Below are 16456 nucleotides of genomic sequence, written 5' to 3' on the forward strand. Positions count from 1 at the left end.
CTTATGCAGCATTCAGCGCAAAGGAACCATGCAGGAAACCGCATGAGAACTTCGACCGTTTCTGCCATAGTTGCCGCACGCAAAATAACAGGGACTTGCAGAATGACCACGCAGCAGACCATTGGATTTATCGGCTTTGGCGCCATGGCCAGCCGGATGGGAGATAATCTCAAAAAAGCTGGCTACGCTCTGGTTGCCTACACGCCCTCCGGCAAAGGCGGTGACGGCTCCACGCCCTTCCTGCCCTCCCCTGCCGACGTGGCAAAAAAAGCAGACATCGTCCTCGTCTGCGTGCCGGATGATGAAGCCCTTGCCGCCGCCATGTATGGCGAGAACGGCGCACTGGCTGGCATGCATGAAAATCAGCTTTTGCTGAACACCAGCTCCGTCTCACCCGAAGCCACGGATGCCCTGCAGAAAGCCGGGGAAGAAAAAGGCGTCAGCGTGATTGACTGCCCCGTCTCCGGCAGCACGCCGGAAGCAGAAGCCGGGGCTCTGGTTGTGCTGGCAGGCGGGGATGACGCCCTGATTGCCCGCGCCCAGCCTGTCTTTGACTGCATTGGCAAAACCACCGTACATGCAGGCCCCTCCGGCAGCGGCGCACGGCTGAAGCTGGTGATTAACGGCATTATGGGCGCAGGTCTGGCCGCTGTGGCGGAAACCATCGCCTATGGACTAGCTGCTGGGCTGGACCGTTCCATGCTGTTCGATGCGCTGGGCGAGGTTGCCGTGATTTCCCCGCACCACAAACGCAAGATCCGTGCCGCCAAGGATGGTGACTTCACGCCGCAATTCCCCACCCGCCTGATGCAGAAAGACATGCGCCTGCTGCTGGATGCCGGAGCGCGTCTGGCTGTGCCCATGCCCACCATGGCCGCAACCACGCAGCAACTCTCCCTGACACGCCGCGCGGCCGCGAACGAGGATTACTCTGCGCTGATTGGCGTTATGGAACACATCGTCGCCAACGATGCCTGACGGCTCTGCCCCGCAGCAAAACACCCGCTCCCTTGCCGACCTCCGCAATATCGGCAAGGCGGCGCTGGCGGATTTTGCCGTTCTGCCACAAAACCCGGCAACGGCATGACCCGTGCGTGCGTGATGTTTTCGCGGCAGCCATCCATCAGGCGCGCACCGGAGAGGCGCTAAACTGATGGAGCTTCACGCCAGACCGCAAAATCCGTCAGCAGAACGGGATCTTTCCCGTTTATGAGTCTGCCGCGCCAGAACGCTGAAAGGCGCGCGTAGCTTTCCATCCTGCGCGCATCACAGCCAGCCGGTCTCCCAGCCCTCGGCGCAGACCGGCCTGCGTGCTGCCCCGTTTCAGATCGCGCTCAGCCAGCACAGCAGGCAACGCGGCAAGTCGACCAGAAGTAGAAAGAGAAGCAGCATCACACGCACTCAGGAACGCCTCGCCTTCCTGCCGCAGCCCGGCCTCATCGCTCGGAAACAGATAACGCCCACTCTGTCGCAGGCGCGGCCAGTGCCGCAGCATGGCCCCCGCGCCATAAGCCGCACCACAGGCCTCCAGCCGGACAAGCACGCCCTCATCCCGCACACCCAGTGCTTCCCCCACAGCACGCTGCAAACCGCCAGCACCATCCAGCATCATCTTTCGCCAGGCACTCACATCAGGCTGCGGGTCCAGCTCCGCCTCCCTTGCACCGAGAATGCGTAACAGCGTCTCCCGGCGAAACACACCGCGCTCGAAAGCCAACAAAAGCGGAGGAGCAAGTTCATGGTCCGGCGTTCGTGCGCCCTCCAGCACATCTCGCCACCACTGGAGCCGGATCAGCCCCGCCATGGAGCCGGCTATCGCCGCAGAGCGAGCCGGAGCAAGCGCACGGGTCAGTTCCGTATGAAACGCCAGCAGCACCTCCACATCGGGGCGGACAGAGGCTGGCAGAAAACGCGCGCACAGAGCCCGATCCGGGTCCGCACGCCGCACCGCATCTTCCAGATACCCGGCCCCCAAAGCGTCCTGCTGCATACGCTGCCCGTCTTTCTTCATCCCGCCCCTTTCCACTCCTTTACCCATCCTGACCGTCACCGGCGCTTCAAAAGGCGTGTGAAGGATCTTTTTCCCGCGTGCGACGTTAACGGCAAAGACGGGGCGGCAGGGACAACACTGTGTGACTGGCCCGACAGAAAGCAACATTGTCACACCCCAGTCCCTTGACGCATCTGCCGCCGCCCCATAGCTCTGGATCATGGCGCATGGTCGCCCGCTTTTACCTTTATGGAGTATGTCATGGCTTTTGAACTGCCAGCCCTTCCCTATTCCTACAACGCTCTTGCCGCACGCGGCATGTGCCAGGAAACGCTTGAACTGCATCATGACAAGCACCATCAGGCTTATGTCACGGCTCTGAACAATTTTGTTGAAGCCAACCCCGCTCTGCAGGGCAAGTCTCTCGACGAAATCATTCTGGCTGTTAAAGGCGACAGCACTCAGGCTCCCGTGTTCAACAATGCTGGTCAGCATTGGAACCACATCCTGTTCTGGCAGAACCTCTCCTCCACGGGCGGTGCGATTCCGGACAAGCTGGCTGCAAAAATCAACGGTGACTTCGGCAGCGTTGATGCCTTCAAGGACCAGTTCAAGAAGGCAGCGGCCTCTCAGTTCGGTTCCGGCTGGGCATGGCTGGTTCTGGGTCAGGACGGCAAGCTGGCCGTGACCAAAACCGCCAACGGCTCCAACCCGCTGGCTGAAGGCCAGGGCAAAGTGCTGCTCGGTCTGGATGTGTGGGAACACGCTTACTATCTGGACTTCCGCAACCGTCGTCCGGACTACATCACCAACTACCTGGACAAGCTGGCAAACTACGAGTTCGCTGAAGCTCAGCTGAACGCTGCCTGAGTTTTCTAAGCTCAGTCCGGAAAGAACGCCTCCCTCACCGGAGGCGTTTTTTTTTGCCTGCTTGCCAGCAAAAAATAGCAGCCCTGCATTACCCCCTCTTGATTGTTGCAACAGATATTCCAATCTTTGTTAGCGAGAAAAGACCATGCCGCCATTGCCATAATGGGATGGGGACAAGGCCTTCAGTCGCCTGAGTAGAAGGGACAAGAGGGAAACGATGGATATCGCAAAATTTACAGAACGCTCTCGCGGTTTTTTGCAGGCCGCACAGACTATTGCCATTCGGGATTTTAACCAGCACCTCACGCCGGAGCATCTGCTCAAGGCCATGCTGGATGATGAGGAAGGCGCTGCGTCTTCCCTTATTCGCGCCGCTGGTGGCACGCCTGACGCAGTAAGAGCTGCTAACGAACAGGCTCTGGCCAAACTGCCCAAAGTACAGGGCGGCGGGGCTGGCCAGCCTTCTGCCACACCGGATCTGGTCCGTGTTCTGGATGCCGCCGAACAGGGCGCGCAGAAAGCCGGAGATTCCTTTGTGGCGCAGGACCGTCTGCTGGTGGCCATTGCCGCCTCCGACAGCCCGGCAGGCCGCGCTTTGAAAGAGAACGGCGCCGCGCCGGACGCTCTGGACAAAGCCATTGCCACCATCCGCAAAGGACGCACTGTGACCAGCGAAAACGCTGAAGCCAATTTTGATGCTTTGAAGAAGTATGCCCGTGATGTGACGGAAGTTGCTCAGGCAGGCAAGCTGGACCCCGTGATTGGCCGTGATGAAGAAATTCGTCGTGCCATTCAGGTTCTCGCCCGCCGTAGCAAGAACAACCCGGTTCTGATTGGTGAACCCGGCGTGGGTAAGACCGCCATTGTGGAAGGTCTGGCGCAGCGCATCGTCAATGGTGACGTGCCGGAAGCTCTGAAGAACAAAAAGCTGCTCTCGCTCGACATGGGCGCGCTGGTGGCGGGTGCGAAATATCGCGGTGAGTTTGAAGAACGCCTGAAAGCGGTTCTGAAAGAGATTGAATCCGCCGAAGGGCAGGTCATTCTCTTTATTGATGAGATGCACACGCTGGTCGGCGCTGGCCGTACCGATGGGGCAATGGATGCCTCCAACCTCATCAAGCCGGAACTGGCGCGCGGCACCCTGCACTGCATTGGTGCTACCACGCTGGATGAATACCGCAAATATATCGAAAAGGATGCCGCCCTTGCCCGGCGCTTCCAGCCGGTGTTTGTCGGTGAGCCGTCCGTCGCGGATACCATTTCCATCCTGCGCGGGATCAAGGAAAAGTATGAGCTGCATCACGGTGTCCGGATTACCGACGGCGCACTGGTGTCTGCCGCCACGCTGTCCAACCGCTACATCACGGACCGCTTTCTGCCGGATAAAGCCATCGATCTGATTGACGAGGCGGCCAGCCGCCTGCGCATGCAGATTGACAGCAAGCCGGAAGAACTGGACGAACTCGACCGCCGCATCATTCAGCTCAAGATCGAGCGTGAAGCCCTGCGCAAGGAAGATGACAGCGCCAGCAAGGACCGTCTGGAAGCCGTGGAAGCGGAACTGGCCGATCTGGAAGAAAAGTCTGACGCCATGAGTGCGGCCTGGCATGCGGAAAAAGACCGCGTGAATGCCGTGCAGAAGTTGCAGGAACAGCTGGATCAGGCCCGGTCTGAAGTGGAAGTCGCTCAGCGCAAAGGCGATCTCGGCAAGGCATCTGAGCTGATGTATGGCGTTATCCCCAACCTGCAGGCCCAGATTGCGCAGGCGCAGGAAACGCAGTCCGAAGCCGGTAAGACAGACCTTGTGTCTGAAGCCGTGACGGATCAGGGCGTGGCCTCCGTTGTCTCCCGCTGGACGGGTGTGCCGGTGGACCGCATGCTGGAAGGCGAACGTGCCAAACTGCTGCGGATGGAAGACGACCTGCGGAAATCCGTGGTCGGTCAGGAACCTGCCCTTAAAGCCGTGTCCAACGCGGTGCGTCGTGCCCGTGCAGGGTTGCAGGACCCCAATCGCCCGATTGGCTCCTTCCTGTTCCTCGGCCCGACGGGTGTGGGTAAAACCGAGCTGACCAAAGCTCTGGCCCGCTTCCTGTTTGACGATGAAAAGGCTCTGCTGCGCATCGACATGAGTGAATTCATGGAGAAGCACGCCGTTGCCCGTCTGATTGGTGCCCCTCCGGGTTATGTTGGCTATGAAGAAGGCGGTGTGCTGACAGAAGCCGTGCGGCGTCGGCCTTATCAGGTCATTCTGTTCGACGAAGTTGAAAAAGCGCATGAAGATGTCTTCAACATTCTTCTTCAGGTTCTGGACGATGGTCGTCTCACGGATGGTCAGGGCCGTACGGTGGACTTCCGCAACACCATTATTGTGCTGACCAGCAACCTCGGCTCCGATGTTCTGGCGCATCAGCCGGACGGTGAAACGACCGACATGGTGCAGGCACAGGTGATGAAGGTGGTGCGTGAGCACTTCCGGCCGGAATTTCTGAACCGTCTGGACGAGATCATCCTGTTCTCCCGTCTGCAGAAAGCGGACATGACCAAGATTGTCGATATCCAGATGCGCCGCCTGCAGAACCTGCTGGATGATCGCAAGATCACCCTCAGTCTGGATGATCTGGCCCACGCCTGGCTGGCGAATGAAGGCTATGACCCTGTGTATGGTGCCCGTCCGTTGAAACGGGTTATCCAGCGCAGCCTGCAGAACCCGCTGGCGGAACTGCTGCTGCAGGGGACCATTCACGATGGCGAGAATGTCAAAATCTCCGCCAACGGGGATGGCCTGCTCATCAACGGTCAGGAAGCCGCTGCGGCTCTTGCCTGATCGCCCTGCAAACAGGCACAACGGAAACGGGAAGGCTCAGGCCTTCCCGTTTTTTATTGTGCGCATCACAAAGGGAGTTTCCTTATGGCAGAACCCAACTGGCTGATCTGGGCCCGTGAAATTCAGGGCATTTCCCAGACCGGCCTGACCTACGCCAAAGACCCTTTTGACAAAGAGCGTTATGAAATGCTGCGCACCCTCGCCGCCCGGATGATGGCGGAAGGCAGCGGTCTCCCTGCCGGGAAAATTGAAACCATTTTTCAGGAACAGGCTGGTTACGCGACACCAAAACTGGAAGTGCGCGTCGGCGTGTTTGATAAAGACGGCCGTATTCTGATGGTGCGGGAAGTGCTGGACCAGAATAAATGGACCGTGCCCGGCGGCTGGACGGATGTGAACCTGACCGCCGCAGACTGCGCCGCCAAAGAAGTGTGGGAAGAAACCGGCTATACCGTCCGCATCACCAAACTCGCCATGGCGCTGGACCGCACCACACAGGGCCACCAGCCCCCGGAAGCCTTTACCGTCACCAAACTATTTTTTCTGGGAGAACTGACAGGCGGCAGCCCCACCACCAGTATTGAAACCAGTGAAGTGCGTTTCTTCGCCCATGATGAAATTCCGACGGATCTTTCAATAGGCCGGGTTCTGCCCCAGCAGATCGAACGCCTCTTCGCGCACCACGCGACCCCTACCCTGCCCACCGAGTTCGACTGAATCGCCTTCACCGCCGGCCTCTCAGCGTCTTCATGACGAGAGGGTGCCGCAGGTGCTAAGACAGGTTTCCCTACCTTATCGAGACCCAACCTATGCCGAGCCCCAACCCCCTGATCCTGTCTTTTGGAAGCATTAATATTGACGTCACCGCCCGGGCTGTCCGTTTGCCGTGCCCCGGCGAGACTGTGCACGGCGAAAGCTATGCCGTCATGCTCGGCGGCAAAGGTAGCAATCAGGCCGCCGCTGCGGGACGATTAGCTGCCGGATCTGGCATTCAGGTGGCTTTGGCCGGGCGCATCGGTCAGGACAGCTTTGGTGCGCAGGCCCGTCGGGAACTTGAGCGCTTTGGGGTAGATCTTTCTCCGCTAAGGGAAGATCCCGCGCAGGCAACGGGCATTGCGCTGATTGGGATTGATGGCAGCGGAGAGAACTGCATCACGGTGGTCGGTGGCGCGAACATGGCTGTGGATGAAACGGACGTTGCTGCCGCGTCCGAATGGCTGGAACGTGCAGCCGTTGTTCTATTGCAGCTTGAGGTGCCTCAGCAGGCCGTTCTGGCTGCCGCCCGTAAAGCAAGGGCGGCAGGTGCTCTGGTCGTGCTTGATCCTGCCCCCGCTCCGGAACATGGCCTTCTGGATGCGCTCTGGCAGGAGATTGATATTCTGACGCCAAACGAAAGCGAGACGTTCCAGCTCACAGGGCTTCGGCCAGACACTGTAGAAGACGCTGCAAAGGCTGCTGACCTGCTTTTGGCCAAAGGCGTAAAAGCCGTCCTTGTCAAAATGGGAAGCCGGGGTGTGTTCTGGCATGATGGAACGCAGAGCGGCCATAGCGCGCCCTTCTGCATTGAGCCTGTTGATACTGTGGCTGCCGGGGACTGTTTTAACGCTGGCCTCGCCTTCGCGCTCGCGCAGGGGAAACCTTTCCCTGAGGCTGTCCGTATCGCGTCTGCATGCGGCGCGCTGGCCACGACACGTCATGGTGCTGCTGATGCGGCCCCTGAATGGGAGGCTGTCGTCGCGTTAATGGCGGCTCAGCCAGAGGCATAAACCCGGCTCCCGCGCTGCTCAGTTACGGGATTGCGCCAAACCTCCCACGCTCTCGCGATACGCTAACTGTCCTAACAGAGCGACAAGTGTTTTGGCACACTCCCCGTCCGGATCTTTCTTCGGATCATAAATGGAAACTGTCATTCCCAGACAGCGTCTGTCAGAAACCAGTGGATTGAGAAGCAAGACCATATCAGCCGATGAAAGCCCCGGTGAGCCGGGGCAATCAACAGCTGGCATGACGACCTGATCCAGCACATCAACATCAAAATGCACCCAAAAACCCGCCCCTGAGTGTGACGACAGAAGAGCTTGAATCTTTGCCGAGACCGCCGCTACGCCGATCTTTTGGAAGTCAAAAATATCAATTTGTGTGATGGCGGTGCTGGCAATATCGGGCCATGCGAAATTAGCGTCATGGCTTTCCCGCTCACCAATCTGAATAACATGGTCATCCTGCACCAGAGGGCCTTCGATATCAGGCCATTGGGTCAGAAAGGGTTCACCTCGCCCTGTGGCCAGTGCGAGATCCATTCCCGCAACGCCACTCATAATCTGGCTGGCGTCATAATTCCCCGGATGCCGAAAATCGCTATGTCCATCAAAATGAATAAGAGACAGCGGGCCGTTCCGCCGCGCACCCACAAGCGCCCCGAGTAGAATCGAGCAGTCCCCGCCCAGCACCAGAGCAAAACTCCCGTTCCGGACACTCTGCGCCACACGCTCGGCAAGTGTCAGGCTAAAGGCGCGGATCGCGTAGCCGTTCCGGATGAGTGTTCCCGCAGGAGGCACCCGGCAATAGTGGGGACGAGCCAGCCTTGTGACCGAAGCGTTAGCCCCCAAGGCATCAGCCAGCCCGGCACCCATCAGCACCTCCGGCGCACGCCATGTTCCCGGCTCATGACCCGGATAGAGCGGGCTCAGGCCAAGATTGGTCGGCGCCAGAATAACATCCATCTTACCCAGCCTCCCGCATGAACCCCTCAAAATATTACGGGAAAAGAATGGTCAGGCAAGATGATAAAAAACGGTCAGGCTCATACAGAACCTGACCGTTTCCAAACGTCCACACTACGGAAATTTTACGCCAGCAGCGGTTCAACCTGTTTGAACAGCATTTCAAACCGCGCGCGGTCTTCTGCCTTGATACGCACGGTGATGTTGGCCCCGCTTTCATCATCCGTGCGGTTCAGCACTTCCCCGTGCTGATAGAGCCATGCCGACGCCGCGCCGTCGGAGAGTGGCACGCGGTAGCGAACCTCTTCCATGGTGGCCGTCATCTGCTCGTCAATCAGCGCCATCAGTTCCGGCAGGCCGTCTCCGGTTATCGCGGAAATACCGATAGCATCACCCAGTTGCGCCAGTTCTTCGGGGCCGCCCAGCAGATCAACCTTGTTCAGCACTTCAATCATGCGGCCAGACCAGTCCGGCTCAATCATGTTATCCCGCGCCATGCCTTCCAGAACGTGGAACACATCCTTTTTCTGGGCAGCACTATCCGGATGCGCAATGTCCCGCACATGCAGAATGATGTCGGCTTCCGCCACTTCTTCAAGTGTGGCGCGAAAGGCGGCAATCAGTTCCGTCGGCAGATCACTGATGAACCCCACCGTGTCCGACAGAATGACCCGACGGCCTGATGGCAGCGTGATAGCCCGCATGGTGGGGTCCAGCGTCGCAAACAGCTGGTCTTTTGCGTAAACTGCAGCACCCGTCAGCGCATTGAACAGTGTCGATTTGCCTGCGTTGGTATAGCCAACCAGAGCCACCACCGGGAACGGCACCCGCTTACGCGCCTGCCGATGCAGCCCGCGGGTGCGGCGCACCTGCTCCAGATCTTTCTTGAGGCGGACAATCCGATCACCGATCATCCGGCGGTCGGCCTCAATCTGTGTTTCACCCGGACCACCAAGAAAGCCGAAGCCACCGCGCTGACGTTCCAGATGGGTCCACAATCGCACAAGCCGGGAACGCTGATATTCCAGATGCGCCAGTTCGACCTGCAGCGTCCCTTCCTTCGTCGCAGCGCGTGCGCCGAAGATGTCCAGAATCAGGCCGGTCCGGTCAATCACCTTACAGCCAAACTCGGTTTCCAGATTACGCTGCTGGGCGGGGCTTAGCCGGGCATCCACCACCAGAACGTCAATTTTCTCAGCCTGAACGGCAATTTTGAGCGAATCGACCTGCCCTTTACCCAGCAGGGTTGCTGAACGTCTGGTCCGCAGCAGCAGGGTTGCCTGTAAAACAATTACCAGCCCGATGGAGGCTGCCAGACCCACGGCCTCTTCCAGCCGGGCTTCCGCAGCCCTTACATCCTGATCGTGGGCGGACTTTTCCCAGGGGAGAATAACCGCGCCACGGGTGGCAACGGGTTTTGTATCAGATAAAATCGTCGCCAAGTGTGGGCTCTCTGTCTGTCTGAGCACCGGAATTTGGTGCTTCGAAGATATTGATAGGCACAGTCGGCATGACCGTGCTGATGGCGTGCTTGTAAATCAGCTGTGTATGCTCATCGCGTTTCAGCAAAACGGCGGCATCATCAAACCACGTAATATTGCCCTGCAATTTTACGCCATTCACAAGAAAAACTGTCACAGATGAGCGCGAACGGCGAATCTGACTCAGAAACGCATCCTGCACATTGTATCCGGTGTCCTTATCCACGATGGGAGGCCCTATTCTCATTTTTTGTTACAGCCGGACGATGGCTTGCAGAAGAACTGCAAACACGTCAGCCGACCCCTCGTTCCTCGGACGTTACACCAAGCTGCTTCAGTTTGCGATGCAGCGCACTGCGTTCCATGCCAACAAATATTGCCGTCCGGCTGATATTGCCCCCAAAACGGAGCAACTGGGCCTGCAAGTACTGCGTTTCAAACATATCTCGCGCCTCGCGCAGCGGCAGGCTCATGACATCGGCCGAGGCATCAAACTTCAGCAGGGCCGGAGCCCCTTCCCCGATGGTGGATGGCAGCATTTCCGCGCGAATGGGCTCGACACTGTTGCCCGGCATCATGATCAGCACACGTTCCATCAGGTTCCGCAGTTCACGCGCATTACCCGGCCAGTCATACGCCTGCAGGGCCGCAACGGCATCGGCCGAGAGTTCACGTTGGGGCAGACCAGCCATCTCCGCAGCGCGACGCAAAAACAGTTCTGCAAGGCCCGGAATATCATCCCGCCGTTCCCGCAGGCCCGGCAGACGCAACGGGACAACCGCAAGCCGGTAATACAGATCTTCCCGGAAACGCCCGGCCATGATCTCGGCCTGCAAATCCCGGTTGGTGGTGGCCAGAACGCGGACATCGACTTTCACGCGAGTTGAGCCACCCAGCCGCTCAAACGTCTGGTCCTGCAGAGCGCGAACAATCTTGCCCTGCGTTTCCAGCGGCATATCCGCGACTTCATCCAGCACCAGCGTGCCACCATGCGCTCGTTCCAGCACACCAGTGCGCCGGCCGGTGCCATCAGGCGCGCCTTCCAGCCCGAACAGTTCTTCCTCAAACCGGTTTGGTGCGAGAATGGCGCAGTTCAGGGCTACAAACGGTCCATCGGTGCGGCGGGAACGCGCATGGATCATGCGGGCCGCCACCTCCTTGCCCGAACCGGGACCACCTGTAATCAGCACGCGGGACCCTGTGGGGGCCACACGCTCAATCTGGCCACGCACCGCCGTAATCAAAGCGCTATTGCCAAACAGTTCCGTATCCTGCCCGGCACGCAGGCGCAGTTCCTCATTTTCTCTGGCCAGGCGGGAGGCTTCCAGCGCCCGCCGTACCACAACCAGTAAACGGTCTGCCTGAAATGGCTTTTCAATAAAATCATACGCGCCGTGCTGGAGGGCCGCTACGGCGGTTTCAATCGTCCCATGACCGGAAATCATGATGACCGGCACGGACGGTTCTTCCGCATGCAGGACATTCAGAATCCCCAGCCCATCGAGCTGAGAGTCCCGCAACCAGACATCCAGAATGACCAGAGACGGCCTGCGGGCCCGGAATGCGGCTATGGCTGCATCAGATGTCGCAGCTACCCGTGTTTCGTAGCCCTCATCTTCAAGAATGCCCTCAATGAGCATCCGGATATCGGGCTCATCATCAACAATCAGGATTTCATGAGCCATGGTCGTCCTTCATCGGCAAAATCAGAATAGCCACAGTTCCTGTTTCCTCCGCCCTGTCTTCCAGACGCACCGCACCCCCATGGTCTTCCATAATCTTTTTGACAATGGCCAGACCAAGTCCGGTGCCCTTAGCCTTGTGCGTCACGTATGGCTCGGTCAACCGATGCCTGTCGCCCGAAGGCAGGCCAACGCCGTTATCTGCAACAGAAATTTCGACGTTGCCTTCACTGTCCTTCAGGTCAATCCATACCGCATTGGCTGTGTTTGAGCCATTTCCCTCAACATCACCCTGTTTTGCTGTCATGGCAATGGCATCCGCTGCATTCTGCAGCAGGTTGATCAACGCCTGGCTGATCAGCCGCCGGTCACACCGCACCACCGGCCCTCTGTCCGGCAGGCTGACGTGATAGGTAATTTCAGGATGCGCGTTCCGCTGGAGCACCAGAACTTCCCGTATAATGCGGGAAAGATCCTCATTGGTCATCACCGGCTGCGGCATGCGGGCAAAGGCGGAGAACTCATCCACCATACGCCCAATGTCCCCCACCTGCCGCACAATGGTATCGGCACACTGCGCAAATGTTTCCGGGTCCGAGGTAATTTCCCGCAGGAAGCGCCGCTTTAGCCGCTCCGCGGCAAGCTGGATCGGGGTCAGCGGATTTTTGATTTCATGCGCAATCCGCCGCGCCACATCCGCCCACGCGGCTTTTCGCTGGGCCTGCTGCAGGGCCGTGATGTCATCGAAGGTCATCACGTACCCCTCCGTCACCGTCCCGCGGAGCTCCGCGCCAATCCGCACCAGCAGCATGCGCCGGCTGGTCTCCGGGCCAGTCTGCACTTCCCGCGTAATCACCTGATCGGGCACAGAACGCACGTCGGCCAGCAGTTCCGCAAATTCCGGCACGCGGGTCGCCAGAGCTTCGCCAATAGCGTCCATCAGATCTGTTTGCAGCAGCAGGCAGGCCGCACGGTTGGGCAGTTCAATCCGCTGCTCCACATCCAGCCCGATCACCCCGGCAGACACACCAGAGAGGACCGCTTCCGTAAACCGACGCCGCTCATTGATCTGCCCATACGCCGCCATCAGTTCCGAGCGCTGGCTGGCCAGCTGTTCCGTCATGCGGTTGAAGGCGCGGGAGAGGCTCGTCACCTCATCATCCCGGTTGGCCTCGGGCACATGCACGCCCAGATCACCCTCACTAATCCGGCGAGCCGCCAGAATGAGCAGGCCCAGCGGCTTGGCAATCTGGTTCGCCAGCGCCAGCCCAATCAGCGCCGCTGCGGCCAGTACCAGCAGAGCCACCAGCGCAAAAATCATCACGAACGTCAGCTGGATTTTGGCCCGGTTGCCGTTCAGGCGCCGGTAATCCGCAATCACTTTTTCCGTGCGGTGCATATGTTCCAGAATGGTGGGGTCCACCAGACGGGTAATCACCAGCATCAGCGCGGGGGTCTGAGAAAGCTCGACCACCGCCCGCACTGTGCGTTGATCCGGAGAATCCAGAATGGCCACGTCATTGGAACGCGCCAGCATGGTCGCAGCCGGGGGCGGCAGAGCCTGATCTCCGGCGCGGCTCATCAGACCGCCCGAGGCCACAATCTTGTTGGTAATGGGGTCATACACCAGCGCATCCGTCAGCCCGCGCATGGTGGCCTGACTGTCCAGCATTTCCCCCAGCGCATCATGATCCTGCAGCAGGTTCATGCCGCTGGCCGCCAGTTCGTTCTGGGCGCTCATGATGTAGTTGGACATGGAGAACGCATCGGTGCGGATATTGGCGTTATGTTCCGCCAGATAGCCACGGGAGGCCTCCATGGCTTCATTTAGCGCCGTATTGACCCGGTCGGAAAACCAGATCTGAATGCCGTAATGGAAAAACAGGGTGGCGAACACGCCCACCACCAGCGTCGGCGCGACCGCCACAATCCCGAACAGTGTGACCAGCCGAACATGGAGTCTGGCCCCGGCCAGCCCTTTCCGATGCTCCACCAGCATCGGCCCCACCCGCATGGCCACGGCCAGCAGCAGCAAACCCAGCACCAGACTGTTCAGCAGCAACACCAGCGGCTCGATCACCGCATAATGCCCGAAGGACATCCCGCCCGACAGCACCACAAAGGTTGCAAAGCCAAGGCATAGCGCCAGAGCAGCCAGCGTAAGAGCCACGCTTTTCCGCTCCAGAGACCGTAAAAGCCAGTGGAGCCGGGTCCGGGCCAGAAGAGTGCTCAGAGAAGAGAGGAAGCGCTGCATAAAGGCAGGTTAGACCACACCGCGCACAACGGGAATTTCAAGCTCACGAATTTTTTTGCGCAGCGTATTCCGGTTCAGCCCCAGCATGGCTGCTGCCTTGATCTGATTTCCACGCGTTTCCTGCAATGTCATCTGAATGAGAGGTCGTTCCACCTCTGCAATCACACGCGCATACAGATCATGCAAGGGCATCCCTTCCCGCCCTGCGGTCAGGTAGCGCATGATATGGCGGGAAATGGCATCGGACAACGGTTCTTCCACCACCGCCTTTTCCGCAATGACCTCATGTGCCAGCGGTTCAGCCAGTTCCGCATCAATCAGATCACTGCTGATAGTCTCCTGCGGATAAAGGGCCACAATGCGCCGCATGAGGTTTTCAAGCTCACGCACATTGCCCGGCCAGCGCCAGGATTGCAGGCGCGCCACGGCGGAATCATCCAGCACCCGGCTCCCGGCCCCAGCCTCCCGGCTCTGCGCCAGAAAATGGCGAGCCAGTAACGGAATATCCTCAAGCCGCTCCCGCAGCGGCGGCAGGCGCAGCGGCACAACGTTCAACCGATAATACAAGTCTTCCCGAAAAGTCCCGGCCCGGATAGCCTGCCGCAGATCCCGATGCGTTGCGGCAATAATCCGCACATCCGCCCGGATGGGAGCGCGGCCACCCACGGTGGTAAATTCGCCTTCCTGCAGCACGCGCAACAGCCGCGTCTGCGCTTCCGGCGGCATATCGCCAATTTCATCCAGAAACAGCGTGCCACCCGTCGCCTGTTCAAAGCGCCCCGGGCTTCGGCCTGTCACAGCCCCCGGCACACGCTCCTGCCCGAACAGTTCGCTCTCAATCTGGTCTCGCGGAATGGCGGCCATATTCACGGCAACAAACGGACCACCCCGCCTGCGCCCATATTCATGCAGCGCACGCGCGACCAACTCCTTACCCGTGCCGCTCTCACCGCTAATCATCACGGTCAGGTCAGACGTCGTCAGGCGGGCGATGCTGCGATAAATCCCCTGCATGACGGGGGACTGACCAATCAGCGGCAGGCGTTCTTCCGGGGGCGAGGCCACCGCAGGCTTATCCGCCTCATGCGCCGGGGCCACCAGCGCGCGGGCCACCACACCGAGCAGTTCTTTCAGATCAAACGGCTTGGCCAGATATTCAAACGCGCCACGCTGGGTCGCCTTGACCGCTGTCACCAGATTGGACTGCGCACTCATGACGATAATACGCAGATCCGGCCGGGCCTGCCGGATACGCGGGATCAGATCCAGCCCGCTGCCGTCCGGCATCACCACATCGGTAATCACCAGATCGCCTTCGCCTTCCTCCACCCACTGCCAGAGCGTTGCGGCGTTAGGGGTGGACTGAACCTGATACCCGGCCCGCCCCAGCGCCTGCCCGAGCACGGTACGAATGGAGCGGTCATCATCAGCAACAAGAATAGTCGGCAAAGGTGTCATAGGGGTCAGGTTACACTCAGATACGAAAAGATCATTACAAAAAAAGAACGAAGCTGTCAGATGCTTTCGTTGCCGTCCGGCACTACGGGCAGATACAGGCTGATTTCCGTGCGTCCGGGGCGGCTTTCCACTTCAATCACGCCGCCGTGGTCGTCCATAATCTTGCCGACAAGGGCCAGCCCTAGCCCGCTCCCGCTCATCTTGGTGCTGATGAAGGGTTCAAACAGATGCGGGCGGATGGTCTCTGAAATACCCGGTCCCGTATCCCGCACCGTCACCACCAGCGGCAGATGCCGCCACTGCGAGGTGCCAGGAACGGCCAGGCGAATTCCGGGCCGGTAACTGGTGCTCAGCGTAATCTCACCCGGCTTTTCCGTCTCCCGAATGGCCTCGGCAGCATTCTTGACCAGATTGAGCAACATCTGCACCAGCTGGTCCCGATTCCCCCAGACATGCGGCAGAGACGGATCATACCGTTCCACAATCCGCAGCCCCGCCGCACAGCCTTTGCTGGCCAGCAGCCGCACATGTTCCAGAACGCGATGAATATTCAGGGAGCGATAATCTGCCGGGGCCTCATTAAACACGCCCATCCGCTCAACGAGTGCGTCAATGCGATCCACTTCATCACAGATCAGCGTCGCAAGTTCCTTGTCACTTTCCCCAACGGAATGCTCAAGAATCTGTGCAGCGCCCTTAATGCCGGAAAGCGGATTCCGCACTTCATGCGCCAGCATTTCGGCCATGCCGGACACGCTGCGCGCCGCAGAGCGAAACGCCAACTGACGGTCCAGCGCCCGCGCTGCCGAGGAATCATGGAACGTCAGCAAAATGGAGCCGGGATAATCCAGCACATCCGCCCCCTGCACCGTCACCCCTTCATGGTGAAAGCGCGGGCTGCTGAACACCAGCTCATGCTCAGTGATGGTGCCGCCTTCCTTGCGTACATGCTGCACAAGCAAAAAGACCGGATGATCTTCCGGCACCAGTTCCTCCAGCGCGCTCTGGCAGAGCTGATGGCGGGAGGTCGCAAAAAACTCCTCCGCCGCCGCATTGGCAAAACGCAGCCTGTTCGTAGGGCCGAGCTCCAACACCGGCACAGGCAGGCTGTCCAGAAGCAGACCAGCGGACGGGCTTCCATCCTGAGGCAATGCGGGGCGCTTCATGCAACCTG

13 protein-coding genes are annotated in these 16456 nt (G+C 59.4%); 5 read left to right on the forward strand and 8 right to left on the reverse strand.

Translation table 11 applies throughout. From position 1 onward, the window contains the following. Positions 1-3 precede the first annotated feature (3 nt). Positions 4-978, forward strand: a complete 975-nt coding sequence (locus KP703_RS04335) for an NAD(P)-dependent oxidoreductase (protein WP_215753906.1) — start codon at positions 4-6, stop codon at positions 976-978. 229 nt (positions 979-1207) lie between these two features. On the opposite strand, the gene KP703_RS04345 is transcribed toward KP703_RS04335, so the two are convergent. Next, positions 1208-2212, reverse strand: a complete 1005-nt coding sequence (locus KP703_RS04345) for a squalene/phytoene synthase family protein (protein ID WP_252353827.1) — start codon at positions 2210-2212, stop codon at positions 1208-1210. 39 nt (positions 2213-2251) lie between these two features. Between KP703_RS04345 and KP703_RS04350 the strand changes: the two genes are divergently transcribed. From KP703_RS04350 to KP703_RS04365, 4 genes are all read left to right on the forward strand, one after another. Beyond that, entirely contained in the window at positions 2252-2860 is a 609-nt protein-coding gene (locus KP703_RS04350; protein WP_215753907.1) for a superoxide dismutase, read from the forward strand. A 217-nt stretch (positions 2861-3077) separates the two neighbouring features. Beyond that, positions 3078-5684 (forward strand): ATP-dependent chaperone ClpB, encoded by a 2607-nt coding sequence (clpB, locus tag KP703_RS04355; RefSeq protein WP_215753908.1) that lies wholly within the window; start codon positions 3078-3080, stop codon positions 5682-5684. Positions 5685-5768: 84 nt separating this feature from the next. Continuing rightward, entirely contained in the window at positions 5769-6401 is a 633-nt protein-coding gene (locus KP703_RS04360; protein WP_215753909.1) for an NUDIX hydrolase N-terminal domain-containing protein, read from the forward strand. Positions 6402-6493: 92 nt separating this feature from the next. Continuing rightward, complete coding sequence (locus tag KP703_RS04365; protein ID WP_215753910.1) at positions 6494-7450, forward strand: ribokinase; 957 nt, start codon at positions 6494-6496, stop codon at positions 7448-7450. 18 nt (positions 7451-7468) lie between these two features. Here KP703_RS04365 and KP703_RS04370 read toward each other — a convergent pair whose 3' ends face one another. The 7 genes from KP703_RS04370 to KP703_RS04400 all read right to left on the reverse strand — a co-directional run bounded on the left by KP703_RS04370 (position 7469) and on the right by KP703_RS04400 (position 16448). Beyond that, entirely contained in the window at positions 7469-8407 is a 939-nt protein-coding gene (locus KP703_RS04370) for an arginase family protein (protein ID WP_215753911.1), read from the reverse strand. A gap of 125 nt (positions 8408-8532) precedes the next feature. Then, complete coding sequence (gene hflX / locus KP703_RS04375) at positions 8533-9876, reverse strand: GTPase HflX (RefSeq protein WP_197464494.1); 1344 nt, start codon at positions 9874-9876, stop codon at positions 8533-8535. Next, a complete protein-coding gene (gene hfq, locus KP703_RS04380; RefSeq protein ID WP_043550541.1) occupies positions 9830-10114 on the reverse strand; it encodes an RNA chaperone Hfq in 285 nt (94 codons plus the stop codon). Before hfq ends, hflX begins: the two co-directional genes overlap by 47 nt. A 67-nt stretch (positions 10115-10181) precedes the next feature. Beyond that, positions 10182-11573, reverse strand: a complete 1392-nt coding sequence (locus KP703_RS04385) for a sigma-54 dependent transcriptional regulator (protein ID WP_062143904.1) — start codon at positions 11571-11573, stop codon at positions 10182-10184. Then, entirely contained in the window at positions 11563-13824 is a 2262-nt protein-coding gene (locus KP703_RS04390; protein ID WP_215753912.1) for a PAS domain-containing sensor histidine kinase, read from the reverse strand. The genes KP703_RS04385 and KP703_RS04390 overlap by 11 nt, the downstream gene beginning before the upstream one ends. Before the next feature lie 9 nt (positions 13825-13833). After that, positions 13834-15282, reverse strand: coding sequence for a nitrogen regulation protein NR(I) (ntrC, locus tag KP703_RS04395; RefSeq protein WP_062143911.1), 1449 nt, complete (start codon positions 15280-15282; stop codon positions 13834-13836). 56 nt (positions 15283-15338) lie between these two features. Continuing rightward, positions 15339-16448, reverse strand: coding sequence for a nitrogen regulation protein NR(II) (locus KP703_RS04400; protein WP_215753913.1), 1110 nt, complete (start codon positions 16446-16448; stop codon positions 15339-15341). Positions 16449-16456 lie beyond the last annotated feature (8 nt).

It is taken from the genome of Acetobacter sp. P5B1 (assembly GCF_018811985.1).
Classification (GTDB): domain Bacteria; phylum Pseudomonadota; class Alphaproteobacteria; order Acetobacterales; family Acetobacteraceae; genus Acetobacter; species Acetobacter cerevisiae.

Bases quoted from the DNA above. Each gene is read 5' to 3' on its own strand.
- KP703_RS04335 (WP_215753906.1), top strand. From the start codon at position 4: ATGCAGCATTCAGCGCAAAGGAACCATGCAGGAAACCGCATGAGAACT.
- KP703_RS04345 (WP_252353827.1), bottom strand. From the start codon at position 2,212: ATGATCCAGAGCTATGGGGCGGCGGCAGATGCGTCAAGGGACTGGGGT.
- KP703_RS04350 (WP_215753907.1), top strand. From the start codon at position 2,252: ATGGCTTTTGAACTGCCAGCCCTTCCCTATTCCTACAACGCTCTTGCC.
- clpB (WP_215753908.1), top strand. From the start codon at position 3,078: ATGGATATCGCAAAATTTACAGAACGCTCTCGCGGTTTTTTGCAGGCC.
- KP703_RS04360 (WP_215753909.1), top strand. From the start codon at position 5,769: ATGGCAGAACCCAACTGGCTGATCTGGGCCCGTGAAATTCAGGGCATT.
- KP703_RS04365 (WP_215753910.1), top strand. From the start codon at position 6,494: ATGCCGAGCCCCAACCCCCTGATCCTGTCTTTTGGAAGCATTAATATT.
- KP703_RS04370 (WP_215753911.1), bottom strand. From the start codon at position 8,407: ATGGATGTTATTCTGGCGCCGACCAATCTTGGCCTGAGCCCGCTCTAT.
- KP703_RS04385 (WP_062143904.1), bottom strand. From the start codon at position 11,573: ATGGCTCATGAAATCCTGATTGTTGATGATGAGCCCGATATCCGGATG.
- KP703_RS04390 (WP_215753912.1), bottom strand. From the start codon at position 13,824: ATGCAGCGCTTCCTCTCTTCTCTGAGCACTCTTCTGGCCCGGACCCGG.
- ntrC (WP_062143911.1), bottom strand. From the start codon at position 15,282: ATGACACCTTTGCCGACTATTCTTGTTGCTGATGATGACCGCTCCATT.
- KP703_RS04400 (WP_215753913.1), bottom strand. From the start codon at position 16,448: ATGAAGCGCCCCGCATTGCCTCAGGATGGAAGCCCGTCCGCTGGTCTG.